Source organism: Stenotrophomonas sp. yr243 (assembly GCF_900184195.1).
In the GTDB taxonomy this organism is placed as follows: Bacteria; Pseudomonadota; Gammaproteobacteria; order Xanthomonadales; family Xanthomonadaceae; genus Stenotrophomonas; species Stenotrophomonas lactitubi.
In genome coordinates, this window is record NZ_FXWT01000005.1 from 306152 (window position 1) to 319036 (window position 12885).

The 12885-nt window shown below is 66.6% G+C and carries 14 protein-coding genes; 7 read left to right on the top strand and 7 right to left on the bottom strand.

The features are described from left to right. From QOL57_RS20610 to QOL57_RS20620, 3 genes are read right to left on the bottom strand one after another with little or no spacing between them, the layout of a single operon-like run. Entirely contained in the window at positions 1-606 is a 606-nt protein-coding gene (locus tag QOL57_RS20610) for an acetyltransferase (protein WP_089241568.1), read from the bottom strand. Then, a complete protein-coding gene (locus QOL57_RS20615; RefSeq protein ID WP_089241566.1) occupies positions 593-1732 on the bottom strand; it encodes a glycosyltransferase family 2 protein in 1140 nt (379 codons plus the stop codon). Before QOL57_RS20615 ends, QOL57_RS20610 begins: the two co-directional genes overlap by 14 nt. After that, positions 1732-2343, bottom strand: coding sequence for a PIG-L deacetylase family protein (locus tag QOL57_RS20620; RefSeq protein ID WP_089242010.1), 612 nt, complete (start codon positions 2341-2343; stop codon positions 1732-1734). Before QOL57_RS20620 ends, QOL57_RS20615 begins: the two co-directional genes overlap by 1 nt. Positions 2344-2651: 308 nt before the next feature. On the opposite strand from QOL57_RS20620, the gene QOL57_RS20625 reads away from it, so the two are divergent. Further along, a complete protein-coding gene (locus QOL57_RS20625; protein ID WP_089242008.1) occupies positions 2652-3233 on the top strand; it encodes an O-methyltransferase in 582 nt (193 codons plus the stop codon). A gap of 107 nt (positions 3234-3340) precedes the next feature. Continuing rightward, complete coding sequence (locus tag QOL57_RS20630; protein ID WP_089241564.1) at positions 3341-4081, top strand: pseudouridine synthase; 741 nt, start codon at positions 3341-3343, stop codon at positions 4079-4081. Positions 4082-4187: 106 nt separating this feature from the next. On the opposite strand, the gene QOL57_RS20635 is transcribed toward QOL57_RS20630, so the two are convergent. After that, the gene (locus QOL57_RS20635; protein WP_089241562.1) at positions 4188-4706 is read right to left on the bottom strand and encodes a DUF2059 domain-containing protein; all 519 of its coding nucleotides are present in this window, start codon (positions 4704-4706) and stop codon (positions 4188-4190) included. 134 nt (positions 4707-4840) lie between these two features. On the opposite strand from QOL57_RS20635, the gene arfB reads away from it, so the two are divergent. The 3 genes from arfB (at position 4841) to dcp (ending at position 8147) form a co-directional block, all read left to right on the top strand. After that, on the top strand, positions 4841-5272 hold the full coding sequence (arfB, locus tag QOL57_RS20640; protein ID WP_089241560.1) for an alternative ribosome rescue aminoacyl-tRNA hydrolase ArfB: 432 nt from the start codon (positions 4841-4843) through the stop codon (positions 5270-5272). 4 nt (positions 5273-5276) lie between these two features. After that, positions 5277-5879, top strand: coding sequence for a lysophospholipid acyltransferase family protein (locus QOL57_RS20645; protein WP_089241558.1), 603 nt, complete (start codon positions 5277-5279; stop codon positions 5877-5879). A gap of 111 nt (positions 5880-5990) precedes the next feature. Then, the gene (gene dcp / locus QOL57_RS20650; RefSeq protein ID WP_089241556.1) at positions 5991-8147 is read left to right on the top strand and encodes a peptidyl-dipeptidase Dcp; all 2157 of its coding nucleotides are present in this window, start codon (positions 5991-5993) and stop codon (positions 8145-8147) included. 375 nt (positions 8148-8522) lie between these two features. Here dcp and QOL57_RS20655 read toward each other — a convergent pair whose 3' ends face one another. Both QOL57_RS20655 and QOL57_RS20660 read right to left on the bottom strand, forming a co-directional pair. Beyond that, positions 8523-8969 carry a hypothetical protein gene (locus QOL57_RS20655; RefSeq protein WP_025875822.1) on the bottom strand — a complete coding sequence of 149 codons (447 nt, stop codon included), beginning with the start codon at positions 8967-8969 and terminating at the stop codon, positions 8523-8525. 3 nt (positions 8970-8972) lie between these two features. Next, positions 8973-9374 (bottom strand): hypothetical protein, encoded by a 402-nt coding sequence (locus QOL57_RS20660; protein WP_089241554.1) that lies wholly within the window; start codon positions 9372-9374, stop codon positions 8973-8975. A gap of 243 nt (positions 9375-9617) precedes the next feature. Here QOL57_RS20660 and lepB point away from each other — a divergent pair, with 243 nt between their 5' ends. After that, complete coding sequence (lepB, locus tag QOL57_RS20665) at positions 9618-10244, top strand: signal peptidase I (RefSeq protein ID WP_089241552.1); 627 nt, start codon at positions 9618-9620, stop codon at positions 10242-10244. Between the two features lie 121 nt (positions 10245-10365). Next, complete coding sequence (locus QOL57_RS20670; protein ID WP_089241550.1) at positions 10366-11622, top strand: MFS transporter; 1257 nt, start codon at positions 10366-10368, stop codon at positions 11620-11622. 82 nt (positions 11623-11704) lie between these two features. Here QOL57_RS20670 and QOL57_RS20675 read toward each other — a convergent pair whose 3' ends face one another. Continuing rightward, a complete protein-coding gene (locus QOL57_RS20675; protein WP_089241548.1) occupies positions 11705-12613 on the bottom strand; it encodes a LysR family transcriptional regulator in 909 nt (302 codons plus the stop codon). Positions 12614-12885: the final 272 nt, after the last annotated feature.

The following is a 12885-nucleotide window of genomic DNA, read 5'->3' on the forward strand; positions in this document are numbered from 1 at the left end:
TTACTCCAGGGGTTGGGAATGCAGGTGTTGCAGCAGGCGATAGCGGCCTGCCGGGAGGTTCCGTTCCACGGTGATCCGCGGGCCGAACTGGCTACCCGGTGCGACGATGCGACCGGGCAGGATGATCACGCCGACGCCCAGAGCCGCACCTGCGCCGACCCACGCGCCGAGCTTGTCGCGCTGGCTGTCGATGATCTGGCCATCGACATGCACGGCGATCGACGCGCCGTCCAAGCGATGGTTGCTGGTGCGCACAAGGGCGCCAAGATAGGCGTCGTCGTCGATGCGGCTGTCGCCGATGAAGCACTGCGGACCGATGCTGACCCGTTGGCCGACCACGGTGTTCTTGAGCTCGCTGGCAAAGCCGATGCGGGTGCCATCACCGATGCGCAGCGGACCACGCAGCAGCGCATGGTTGCCGATCAGGCAGTCGCGTCCGATCGACACTGGTCCCTGGATATGGGCGCCATCGCAGATTCGGCTGCCGACGCCGACGTGCACCGCACCGCGTATCGTCGCCTGTGGCGATATGTCCGTACGTGGATCGAGGCAGGGCTGCAGCGATGTCAGTTCGCCGGCCATTGCTTCCAGTTCACTCCACCACATGCGGATACCTCGTCGGCTTGTCGCGTGCAGGCTCGCGGCCGGTGAACAACCCCTTCAGTCCGTGGATCAACCAGACCGCATAGGCCAGCAGCACATACAGCACCGAGAACGCTGCGGCCGGCACCAGCCATGGACGCCGGTGATGCACGGCACTGACCACACCCAACGCCATCACGATGCCGATCCAGACCAGCGGCACCACCGCCACTACCAGGCCAGCGGGGCCATGCACCGTAGCGGCGCCAAATCCCACCTGCAGCCCAGCGGCGATCCCCAGCAGCGCCAGCAGGATCATCGGCAGGATGCTGAAGAGGCCGAAGCGGGTCAGCAGTAACCGCCGATGCAGGCGCATGCACACGGCGTAGCCGACGATCCAGCGCCGCCAGCGTCGCCATTCCTCCACCGGCGTGCTGCATTCCTGCGGGTAGACCACGCAGCGGATGCTCTGCCGTACCCGGTAGCCCTGGGCCACCAGCGACCAGGACATGTCCAGGTCCTCGACCCGGGTGCGGTCGGAAAATCCGACCTTGCGCAGTACGCTGGTGCGGAACAGCCCGCAGGAGCCAGAGACGATGAACGGCGCTCCGCCCAGCCACTGCTGGAAGCTGCGCTTGATGACGATCATCGGCAGCTTCAGGCTGGCTCGTACGTGCGGAAGAAAGCCGGCGCCCTGCAGGCATGACGATGGCACGCCCCCCACCGCGTCGGCGCCCTGTTCGATTTCCGCCAGCAGGTGGCCCAGGCCGGTACTGCGCGGATCGACGCGGGTGTCAGCATCGGTCAGGAATACCTGGGCGGTGGTCACATGCTGCAGCCCGTGCATCAGCGCACCGCCCTTGCCGGTGTTGGCCTGGTGCACGGCAAGCAGGCGACCAGGCCACTCCAGCTGCAGCGTGTCCAGCACCTGCGCGGTGGTATCGGTGGAGCCATCGTTCACGCAGATCACCCGCGCGATGTAGGGGTTCTGCAGCAGATCGGTGAGCGAACGTCGCAGACACGGTGCTTCGTTGTAGGCCGGCACGATCGCATCGATGCTGCGCAGCTTCACACTGGGCCTGCGCGTTGCGTGGACCAGCAGACGCACGATGATGAAGGCGCACATTGCCAGGAACAGCAGGGTTTTCATCACAGCACCAGCCGATGGGGCAGGAAGCCCTCGCTGGGGCCGATACCCACCTGTTGGCCGCGGAACTGGGCATGGCAGCGCAGGTGGCTTTCCTGCATGTAATGGCGATCCCCCTGGCTGGCGTGCTCGCGTAGTGCGCGGATCTTCAACTCCAGCTGCACGCTGATGTCTTCAAACACCTGCGGTGCGAACTGCGGCAGCGTGCTTGGGCTTTCGTAGCACAGGATCTGCGGGACGCTGCGGCAGGCAACGATCGAGGCTTCATGGACGGTGCGATGATCCTGGTGATGGTCTTCGCCGCACATCGTGTAGACGCGTTGCGGTTGGATGGCTTCGCACGCCTGTTCCAGCGCGCTGATGATGGCGTTGCGGCAGGACGGAAAACAGGTGTCCGGGAAATCATGCTGCAGCACCTGGCGGGCGCCGAGTTGCCGCAGCGCGCGATGCGATTCGTCGCTGCGGTCAGCGCCATCGTGGCAGCCGCGTCCACCCCGGCTGAGTACCAGGGCGTGGATGCGGGCGCCGGCGAAGGCGAGCTTGGCCAGGCTGCCGCCACAGCCCAGTTCGATGTCATCAGGGTGGGCGCCGATTGCCAGGATGTCGTGGGCCATGGCCATGTCCTTGCGGGAATCCAGAGGGAATGCGGCAGACGCGTTGAACGCACTGCTGCGGGCGCGGACTATCGCAATGGCCAGGTGAAAAAGGACCTAGGAACATTACGAAAATGGGTCGATGCTCCGACCAGGCCTTGCCGCGCAACAACGTGGCGTGACAAGGCATCGACCACCGGCAGTTGGCGAAGGAATCCAGGGAGGCCGATGACGTCAATGTGCAGATACGGACACGCGCTGTGGAAGCAGCGAGAATGGTGCTGGCGCATCGCCATCCGGCGTTTGCCCGTACCGCGGAGATCGAGCCGATGGATCTGGCTGCACTTAAAGATGAACTGGCCCGCTTCGGCACCCACAACGACGCTCGCGAATCCGAGCGCGGCCGGCGCATGCTCAACATCACCGCCGATACCGGGGAACTGCTGTCGGTGCTGGTGCGTTTCGGCAACGCGCGGCGCGTGCTGGAGATCGGCACGTCCAATGGCTATTCCACGCTGTGGCTGGCCGAGGCCGCCGCTGCCATTGATGGCAGGGTGACCACGCTGGAGTTCGCCGCCGACAAGGTGGCGATGGCCCGTGCGAATTTCGCCCGCAGTGGATTGGGTGAACGCATCGAACTGGTCCACGGTGATGCAGGGCAGTGGCTGGCGCACGCCGATGAGGGCTGCATCGACCTGCTGTTCCTGGATTCGGATCGCGGGCAGTACGCAGGCTGGTGGCCTCAGCTGCGCCGCGTACTGCGCCCCGGTGGCCTGCTGGTGGTCGACAACGCCACCTCGCATGCCGCTGAGATGGAGCCGCTGCGCGCCCTGCTGGCCGCCGATGCGGCGTTCACCACCAGCCTGGTGCCGGTGGGCAATGGCGAACTGCTGGCGCTGCGCAGCGCCTGACTGCTTTACAGGTAGGTGCCAACCTTGGTTGGCACGCTATTGCCGGTCGCGCGGAGCAGCCGAGCGTGGGCTCGGCTCTACAGAGGACAGGCCTTTATAATCGCGCGGTGAGCACCGAACCTGACACCCTCGCTGCGGTCGAGATTGAAACCGCGCCCCTGCAGCTGCTGCACCTGGATGAACGCCTGGCCGTGGTCAACAAGCCGGCCGGGCTGATGGTCCACGACAGCAAGCTGGCCCGTGGCGAAGATGATTTCCTCGCCGATCGCCTGCGCGAGCAGCTGGGTCGGCCGATCTTCCTGGTCCACCGCCTGGATCGCGCCACCAGCGGCTGCCTGCTGCTGGCTTTCGACCGTGACGCCGCCAGCATGCTGGGCAAGGCGCTGATGGGCGGCGAAGTGAGCAAGGATTACCTGGCGATCTGTCGCGGTTGGCCGGCCGAGGAGACCTGGCAGGTCGACCATGATCTGGACGGCGGTCCGGGCAAGCCGGTGAAGAAGCCAGCGGTGACCGACTTCCAGCGTCTGGCGGCCGGCGAACTGTCGGTGCCGGTGGGGGAGTTCGCCAGTTCGCGTTACGCGCTGCTGCGCTGCCAGCCGCAGACGGGGCGCTTCCGGCAGATCCGCCGGCATCTGAAACACCTGTCACACCACCTGATCGGCGATACCAGCCATGGTGATGGCCGGCACAACCGCAATTTCCGCATGCAGGGTGTACACCGCATGCTGCTGCATGCCGAGCGGCTGCGCTTCCCGCATCCGGATGGCGGCACGGTGGACGTGCGCGCCCCGGTCGACGGTGAGTTCCAGAAGGCGCTGGACCTGTTCGGCTGGAGCCAGGACCTGTAGAGCCGAGCCCACGCTCGGCTGCGCTTCCCGGCGCTGCGCGCCGCCGCCCGAGCATGGGCTCGGGCGCTACGGAAATCCGGGTTGCCGGCCAGCGGCCGGCGCTACCTCACTTTTTTTCCGGCTCGTTGACGATCGCTTCCAGATCCTTCTGCAGATCGGCGAACAGCGGCTGCATGCGCGTCTGGATCGCCACCATCACGTTCTGCATCAGTGCCGGAGTCTTGTCGAGCAGGCTCTGGCCAGCCGGGCTCTCGTAGAACTCGGCCATGGCCAGCACGTCTTCCTTGCTGAAGGTCTTCTTGTACAGGTCCACGTACATCGGCCGCAGCTGCTGCCACGACAGTGCCTGGCGCAGGGTCTGGCTGGTACGCGCCTGGATGCGCTGCAGCTGTTCCTGCTGCTGGGCGTTGAGCTGGCGCTGTGCGGCCACCTGCTGGAACTGCTGCTGCTGCATCGCTTCGATCTGCGGCAGCATGGTGTCGATCATGCTCTGCGCACGCGAGGCCGACAGCAGGCGGTTGATGTCGCCATCGGTGGGCGCTGCGGCCAGCACCGGCGCGCTTGCTGCGGCCAGCACCAGCAGCAGAGTCGCGCGGCGCAACAGGGAGGGGAGCAAGCGGGTCATGCGGAGCGTCCTGCAGTACACGGGACGGCAAGCATACCCCCGGCAAAGGCGAAGGCGGCGTGTTCGGTGCCTGATCGGCGGCATACGGTGCGCGATGGCAGCCACGGCAACGCGCCTGCCGCTACAATGCGCGGATGGGCAACGGACCGGTCACCATCAGCGCGCAGCTTGAAATCCCCGACGGCGAGATCGTCGAGCGTTTCGTGCGTGCCAGTGGCGCCGGCGGCCAGAACGTCAACAAGGTCTCCACCGCGGTGGAACTGCGTTTCGACGTGGCCGGTTCGCCCTCGTTGCCCGAACCGTTGCGCGAGCGCCTGCTGGCGCGGCGCGACCGGCGCATGACCGGCGAAGGTGTGCTTGTCATCGACGCGCAACGTTTCCGGACCCAGGATCGCAATCGCGAGGATGCGCGCGAGCGGCTGGCGGCCTTCATCCAGGCCGGGCTGAGCGTGCCCAAACCACGCAAGGCCACCAAGCCGACCTTCGGGTCGAAACTGCGTCGTCTGGACGCCAAACGCGGGCGCGCGCAGATCAAGCGCGGGCGCTCATCACGTGACTGGGAGTGATTGCTTGAACAACCCGACGCCGTTGCTGCCGGCCATTCCGCCGAACATGCCGCAGGTCAAGCCCAACCGTTTCCTGCGCTGGCTGGCGCGCTGCACGCTGCGCATGGGCGGCTGGAAAGTGACCGGAACCCTGCCGGATGTGCCGAAAGTGGTCTTCATCATCGCCCCGCATTCGTCCAACTGGGACGGGCTGTGGGGCATGGCCGCGAAGATCGCACTGGGCATGAAAGTGAAGGTGCTGGGCAAGGCCTCGCTGTTCTGGTGGCCACTGGGCCCGCTGCTGCACAGGCTCGGCGTGATCCCGCTGGACCGCAGCTCGCCGCAGGGCACCGTGGGCCAGGCCGTGGACCTGCTGCGCAACAACGAGAAGATGTGGTTCGCGATCACTCCGGAAGGCACCCGCAAGGCCGTCAAGGAATGGAAGGCTGGCTTCCTGAAGATCGCGCGGATGGCGGACGTGCCGATCCTGGCGGCCTATTTCCATTACCCGGAGAAGATCATCGGCATCGGTCCGCTGTTCACGCCGACCGGCGATGATGCCGCCGACATGGCGACCATCCGCGAGTTCTACCGGCCGTGGATCGGCAAGACCCGCGGCACGGTCTGAGCCGGTCGCTGCCCGCAGCGTAGACGCCACGTCCGGCACATGCCGGGCGCCTGCGACAGGAGTAGGGTGGACGGCTGCCATCCCGTACCGTCTGCCCAAGGAGCGTTTTACATGTCGCGTACCGTAGTCCTGGCCGCCGCCATCAGCCTGGCGCTGGCGGCCTGTTCCGGCAAGGAGTCCACCCCCGTGTCCGAAGCCCAGAATGCACCGGCCCAGCAGCCGGCCGAAGCCTCCACCAACCCGCTGCTGGCCGCCAGCAGCCTGCCGTTCCAGGCACCGCCGTTCGACAAGATCAAGGACAGCGATTACCTGCCGGCCTTCGAAGAAGGCATGCGCCTGCATCTGGCCGACGTGCGCAAGATCGCCGACAGCGCCGAACCGGCCACCTTCGACAACACCATCGTGGCGATGGAGCGCAGCGGCGAGACCCTGACCCGCGTGTCGCGCATCTTCTTCGGCCTGGTCCAGGCCGATACCAACGATGCCCGCCAGAAGATCCAGGAAGAAGTAGCGCCGAAGCTGGCCGCGCACCAGGACGAGATCAACCTCGATCCGAAGCTGTTCGCGCGGGTGAAGTCGCTGTACGACCAGCGCGAGACGCTGGGCCTGGATCCGGTGCAGAAGCGCCTGGTCGAGCATTACTACGATGGCCTGGTGCGCTCGGGCGCACAGCTGTCCGACGCCGACAAGGCGAGCCTGCGCAAGCTCAACGTGGAAGAAACCACGCTGTCCACCCAGTTCCACACCCGTCTGGTGGCTGCAACCGCCGCTGCCGCAGTCGTGGTGGACGACAAGGCCAAGCTGGCCGGCCTGGACGACGACGCGGTCAACAATGCCGCCGCCGCCGCCAAGGACCGCAAGCTGGACGGCAAGTTCCTGCTGCCGCTGCAGAACACTACCCAGCAGCCGGTGCTCGGCTCGCTGACCGACCGCGACCAGCGTGCGGCCGTGCTGAAGGCTTCGGAAACCCGTGCCGAGCGCGGCGATGCCAATGACACCCGGCAGACCGTGCAGCGCCTGGCCCAGCTGCGTGCGCAGAAGGCCAAGCTGCTCGGCTTCGACACCTTCGCCGACTACCAGCTGGGCGACCAGATGGCCAAGACCCCGGCGGCCGCGCTGAAGCTGCTGACCGACACCGTGCCTGCCGCCACCGCCAAGGCACGTGCCGAAGCCGGCGAGATCCAGAAGGTGATCGACGCCCAGAAGGGTGGTTTCCAGGTGGCTGCCTCGGATTGGGACTTCTACGCCGAGCAGGTGCGCAAGGCCAAGTACGATCTGGACGAGTCGCAGATCAAGCCGTACTTCGAGCTGGACAACGTGCTGCAGAACGGCGTCTTCTACGCCGCCACCCAGCTGTACGGCATCACCTTCAAGCCGCGCACCGACATTCCGACCTACAACCCGGACATGAAGGTGTACGAAGTGTTCGACAAGGACGGCACCTCGCTGGCCCTGTTCTATACCGACTACTTCAAGCGTGACAGCAAGTCCGGCGGCGCCTGGATGGACGTGTTCGTCGAACAGGACGGCCTGACCGGCGCCAAGCCGGTGGTCTACAACGTCTGCAACTTCACCAAGCCGGCCGCTGGCCAGCCTGCGCTGATCAGCTTCGACGACGTCACCACCCTGTTCCATGAGTTCGGCCATGCACTGCATGGCATGTTCTCGAACGTGAAGTACCCGTCGATCGCCGGCACCGCCACCTCGCGTGACTTTGTCGAGTTCCCGTCGCAGTTCAACGAACACTGGGCGCTGGACCCGAAGGTGTTTGCCAACTACGCCAAGCACTACAAGACCGGCGAAGCGATGCCGCAGGAACTGGTCGACAAGATCCTCAAGGCACGCAGCTTCAACCAGGGTTATGCGACCACCGAGTACCTGTCGGCCGCACTGCTCGACCTGGCCTGGCACACGCAGAAGGCCGATGCGCCGCTGCAGGATGTCGGCGCCTTCGAAGCCAGCGCGCTGAAGAAGTTCAAGGTCGACCTGCCGCAGGTGCCGCCGCGTTACCGCACCACCTACTTCGACCACATCTGGGGTGGCGGTTATTCGGCCGGCTACTACGCCTACTTCTGGGCGGAAGTGCTGGACCATGACGCCTACCAGTGGTTCACCGAACACGGTGGCCTGACCGCCGCCAACGGCCAGGAATTCCGCGACAAGATCCTCTCGCGCGGCAACAGCGTGGAATTGTCGACCCTGTACCGCGATTTCCGCGGCAAGGACCCGTCGGTGGAACCGCTGCTGAAATTCCGCGGCCTGAAGTAAGCGCGGCCTGAAGTACGAAAGAAAAAACGGCGGGGGCAACCCCGCCGTTTTTTTTTGCGTCGATGCCATCGACAGATTCCGCAGTTTGTCGCTCATCCACGCACGGCGTGGACCCATGTGTCGACCAAGGTCGACACCCACCAAGAGCAGACCATGCCATTCCGACAGTTCGCGAAAATCTGTCGAAGGCGGGGTGGGTCCGGTTGTGGGGGCGTGAGCGCCATGGATGGCGCGACCGAGCTTACAGGGACGTACTTGCAGCGTCCCCCGCAACCGGACCCACCGCGCCATCCCCCAGGAAACCGGCTTTGGCTGTCGCTGTTGAGGTTGCCGGCCAGCGGCCGGCACTACCGGGTGCCGGCCGCAGCCCGGCCATCAGGTCCCTACATGCACCCGGTTCGCCTGCTCGGCCAACCCCAGGTGATCCAGCGCGATATCCAGCGCCAGCACGTAGCTCTGCGCGCCATAGCCGGCCGCGATCCCCAATCGCTGGCCCACGCCTGCCGGCAGGCACGGCTCCGCCACTGCGCCGTCGTCATGCACTTCCACATAGGCGTTGTGCAGGTACGGCAGCAGCCGCTGCAGACGCAGGCTGTCGGCGCATGCGCCCGGATCGAGCAGCGTCACTTCGCCACGGCTGTGGTCGGCCACGCGCAGCGCGTCCAGCAGTTCCTGCTCCGAACCGCAGGCGCGGATCGCCACGCTGGTGCCCGCATCGATCGCACGATGCACCAGTGATTTCAGTACCGGCGCCGGCAGCGGCGCGGCAGTACGGATCAACGCGCCAGCCGCTTCCGGGCCACGGATGATGAAGATCGACATGGCTCAGCCCTCCCGTGCCAGGCGGCGGCCGACGATGGCCAACGACAGCGGATAACCCGCCTGCTGGCTGCGCTGGTCGACCACCACGGCGGCCGGGCCATGCTGCAGGCGCAGGCGCGCTTCCAGACCAAGCTGATGGGGTGACTGCAGTTCGATGTACTCCCCCGGCAGACCGTCCAACGCCGCCTGCAACGCACCGCTCTCGGCACACCATTGCGCCTCGTCGGCCGCGCCGACATCAAGCAGCACCCAGTCCGCGCTGCGCGCCTGCGGCTGGCACAGGCACTGGCGCACATCGGCCAGGCTGGCGCAGTCGGTGCACAGCACCGGATGGCCGGACAACTCGGCCGGCAGCAGCGGACGCGGCACCGACGGCGACGCATGCCGGATCACCAGGAGGGTCATACAACACCTTGCGGAAAGCGCCCTGCGGCGCGGTAGGCACACGATGCGCGTGGTGGCCGTAAAGGTGCGATGCCCCGTGCCGTGCCTGGGCGTAAAACCTGCGTAACCCTGCATCGGTAGCGCCGGGCCATGCCCGGCTGCCGTTCCGTAGCGTCGAGCAATCGGCTCTACAGGATGCGGGCGCGGGAACCTCTTCGGGCCGGATGTGGTCTGATGCCGATACCACTGACTCCGGAGCCTGACATGGATGCTGTTGCCCGTCCGCCGTTCGCAGAGCGCGCGCTCATCTGGCTGAAGAAAGAAGCGCTGCCCCTGCTGGTGATGCTGGGCCTGCTCGCCGCCGCCCGCGACACCCTCGCCAACCACTACGTCGTGCCCAGCGGTTCGATGCAGCCGACGCTGCAACCGGGCGACCGGGTGGTGGTGGACATGCGTGCCTATGGCCTGCGCCTGCCGTTCACCAGCAAGGAACTGCTGGGTACCGGCACGCCGCAGCGTGGTGAAGTGGCCGTGTTCGATTCACCGGCCGACGGCACCCGCTTGATCAAGCGCGTCGCTGCCGTGGCAGGCGATCACGTGCAACTGCGCGCTGGCCACCTGAGCATCAACGGCCAGCCGCTGCAGATCGCTGACCTGGCCGACACCGAAGCCTTCGGTGAGCGCCGCGCCAGCCTCGACCTGGACAGGGGCGGTGGCCCGGACATCGCGGATCTGCAGGTGCCCGCCGGCAAGGTACTGGTGCTGGGCGACCATCGCGGCAACAGCTTTGATGGCCGCTTCTTCGGCTTTGTCGATGCGGACAAGATCTACGGCCGCGCAGTGGCGGTCTATTACCGCCGTGGCGACGGCTTCGAGTGGCAGCGGTTGTAAGCTGAATCGATATGCCAGAAGTATCAATCCTGACATATCAGGTTATGGATCGACTGGATGGACGGGCCTAGTCTGAGGCCCGTCCTCTCCATTCCGGCCGCCCCCACGGCCCACCGCCCCCATGACTGGCGAAACTCCGGCGGCCCTCGCCGACCGTCCCCGCACTGACCACGCTGCCGCCGACACCCGCATCCAGCAGGGAACGCCGGCCTTCCGCCGCACCGCGCTGGCGCTGTTCCTGGCCGGCTTTTCGACCTTCGGCCTGCTGTACACGGTGCAGCCGCTGCTGCCCGAGTTCAGCCGCCACTTCGGCGTGTCCGCTGCGGGCAGCGCGATGTCGCTGTCGCTGACCACCGGCACCCTGGCCGTGGCCATGCTGCTGGCCGGCCTGCTGTCCGATGTGGTGGGCCGGCGCCCGCTGATGATCGTTGCGCTGCTGGCCTCGGCCACGTTGTCGCTGTGCACGGCACTGGTTGATGACTGGTCCACCCTGCTGGTGCTGCGCACCCTGCTGGGGCTGGCGCTGAGCGGCGTACCGGCGGTGGCGATGACCTACCTGGTCGAGGAGATGGACAGCCGCGCGCTGGGCCTGGCGATGGGCCTGTACATCGGCGGCAACGCCATCGGCGGCATGAGCGGGCGCCTGCTGGCCGGCATCATTGCCGACCACTGGGGCTGGCGCTGGGGCATCGGCGTGGTCTCGATCATCGCCGTGGCCAGCACCGTGCTGCTGTGGCTGCAGCTGCCGCCGTCGCGCCACTTCCAGGCGAGCCGCAGTGGCCTGCGCCAGCTGCCCGCGCGCTGGCGCACGCTGTTCGCCGACCCTGGCCTGCCGTGGTTGTTCGCCACCTCGTTCGTGCTGATGGGCGTGTTCGTCACCCTCTACAACTACCTCGGCTACCACCTGCTGGCGCCGCCGTACCACCTCAGCCAGACCGTGGTCGGGTTGATCTTCAGCGTGTACCTCGTCGGTACCTTCAGTTCGGCGTGGATGGGCCAGCAGGCTACGCGCTATGGGCGCGGTCGCATCCTGTCGATCTCCTTCGGCCTGATCGCCGCCGGCATCGTGCTGCTGGCGATGCCGTGGCTGTCGGCGATGGCCGTGGGCATCGCGCTGGTGACGTTTGGTTTCTTCGGTGGCCATTCGGTGGCCAGCAGCTGGGTCGGCAGCCGCGCCGGTTCGATGCGAGCGGAAGCGTCGGCGCTGTACCTGTTCGCCTATTACCTGGGTTCAAGCGTGCTGGGCGGCGTGGGCGGCCTGGCCTACGCCGCGTGGGACTGGCTGGGCGTGTGCGCGTTCGCCGCGCTGCTGACCGTGATCGGCGGTGGCATCGTGTGGGCACTGCAGCAGCGCGCCCCGCAGCCGGTGACGGCCTGATCCTGCTCCGGTAGATGCCGACCTTGGTCGGCGTTGTGCCCCTGGGCCAACCAAGGTTGGCCACTACCGGGTGCGATGCACCTCACTCTTCGGCAAACGCCTCGCGCAGCAGCCCGGCGAAATTGCGGATCAACGGTGTCACCCCCTCGCGGCGCCATGCCAGCTGCACTTCCGAATGCGCGCCGGCATCGGCCAGCGGCACGAAGCGCGCACCTTCCACCCGGATGTGGTCGCACGACGAAGGCAGGATCGCTGCACCCAGTCCCGCAGCAGCCAGGCTGATCAACGTCGAAGCCTCACCGGCCTCCTGCACGATGCGCGGCGTGAAGCCCGCCGCAGCGCACAGCGCGATCATGTGGTCATGGATGCCCGCCCCGGCGCTGCGGCGGAACGCCACGAACGGTTCCTGCGCCAGATCCCGCAACGCCAGCGTCCCGCCTTTCGACAGGCGGCGCAGGGCAGGGTGATCGGCATGCACGATCAACGCCAGTGGATCGACGAACAGGCTGTGCGCCACCAGCTCGGCCGGCAGCGTGCGCTTGCGGATGATGCCCACGTCCAGCGAGCCATCGAGCAGCGCATCGATCTGCTGCAGGGTATTCATCTCGCTCAGCTGCAGTCGCACCTGCGGATACTGCTGGCGGTACTGCAGGATCGAACGCGGAATCTGCGGCGACAACGGCGTGGCCCGGGTCAGGCCGATACGCAGCTCACCCTGCTCGCCACGCTGCGCGCGCTGCACCTCATCGACCGCCGATTCCACCTGCTGCACGATGCTGCGCGCACGCTCCTGCAGCAGTTCCCCCGCAGCTGTCAGCTGCACACGCCGATGGCTGCGCACGAACAACCGCGCACCGATCAGTTCCTCCAGCTGCCGGATCTGCTGGCTGAGCGGCGGCTGCGACATCCCCAACCGCTCGGCCGCCTGGCCGAAGTGCAGGGTATCGGCGACGGCGAGGAAGTAACGCAGATGGCGGAGTTCGATGGACATGCCTGCAGTCTATCCAGCCCGGCCCCGGGAATCCCCATCCACGCATGGCGTGGATCTACCGTGTCGACCAAGGTCGACACCCACCAACAGCAGCACAGAACGAGGCAGGGGTCAGAGCCCGTTGCACAGCAACGGGATCCGACCCCCGACAGTTCGCAGAAATCTGACAGAGGCGGGGCGGTGTGGGTGGGCAGGACCGATGGCGCCATGGATGGCGCCATCGAGCCCCCAAGGACGGGTTTACGGCGTGTCCTGCCCACCCACACCGCCCC

Coding starts and splice junctions, on each gene's coding strand:
- QOL57_RS20635 (WP_089241562.1), bottom strand. CDS start 4,706: ATGACCCGCTTGCTCCCCTCCCTGTTGCGCCGCGCGACTCTGCTGCTG.
- QOL57_RS20625 (WP_089242008.1), top strand. CDS start 2,652: ATGGATCTGGCTGCACTTAAAGATGAACTGGCCCGCTTCGGCACCCAC.
- QOL57_RS20655 (WP_025875822.1), bottom strand. CDS start 8,969: ATGTCGATCTTCATCATCCGTGGCCCGGAAGCGGCTGGCGCGTTGATC.
- dcp (WP_089241556.1), top strand. CDS start 5,991: ATGTCGCGTACCGTAGTCCTGGCCGCCGCCATCAGCCTGGCGCTGGCG.
- QOL57_RS20610 (WP_089241568.1), bottom strand. CDS start 606: ATGTGGTGGAGTGAACTGGAAGCAATGGCCGGCGAACTGACATCGCTG.
- QOL57_RS20660 (WP_089241554.1), bottom strand. CDS start 9,374: ATGACCCTCCTGGTGATCCGGCATGCGTCGCCGTCGGTGCCGCGTCCG.
- QOL57_RS20670 (WP_089241550.1), top strand. CDS start 10,366: ATGACTGGCGAAACTCCGGCGGCCCTCGCCGACCGTCCCCGCACTGAC.
- lepB (WP_089241552.1), top strand. CDS start 9,618: ATGGATGCTGTTGCCCGTCCGCCGTTCGCAGAGCGCGCGCTCATCTGG.
- QOL57_RS20620 (WP_089242010.1), bottom strand. CDS start 2,343: ATGGCCCACGACATCCTGGCAATCGGCGCCCACCCTGATGACATCGAA.
- QOL57_RS20675 (WP_089241548.1), bottom strand. CDS start 12,613: ATGTCCATCGAACTCCGCCATCTGCGTTACTTCCTCGCCGTCGCCGAT.
- arfB (WP_089241560.1), top strand. CDS start 4,841: ATGGGCAACGGACCGGTCACCATCAGCGCGCAGCTTGAAATCCCCGAC.
- QOL57_RS20615 (WP_089241566.1), bottom strand. CDS start 1,732: ATGAAAACCCTGCTGTTCCTGGCAATGTGCGCCTTCATCATCGTGCGT.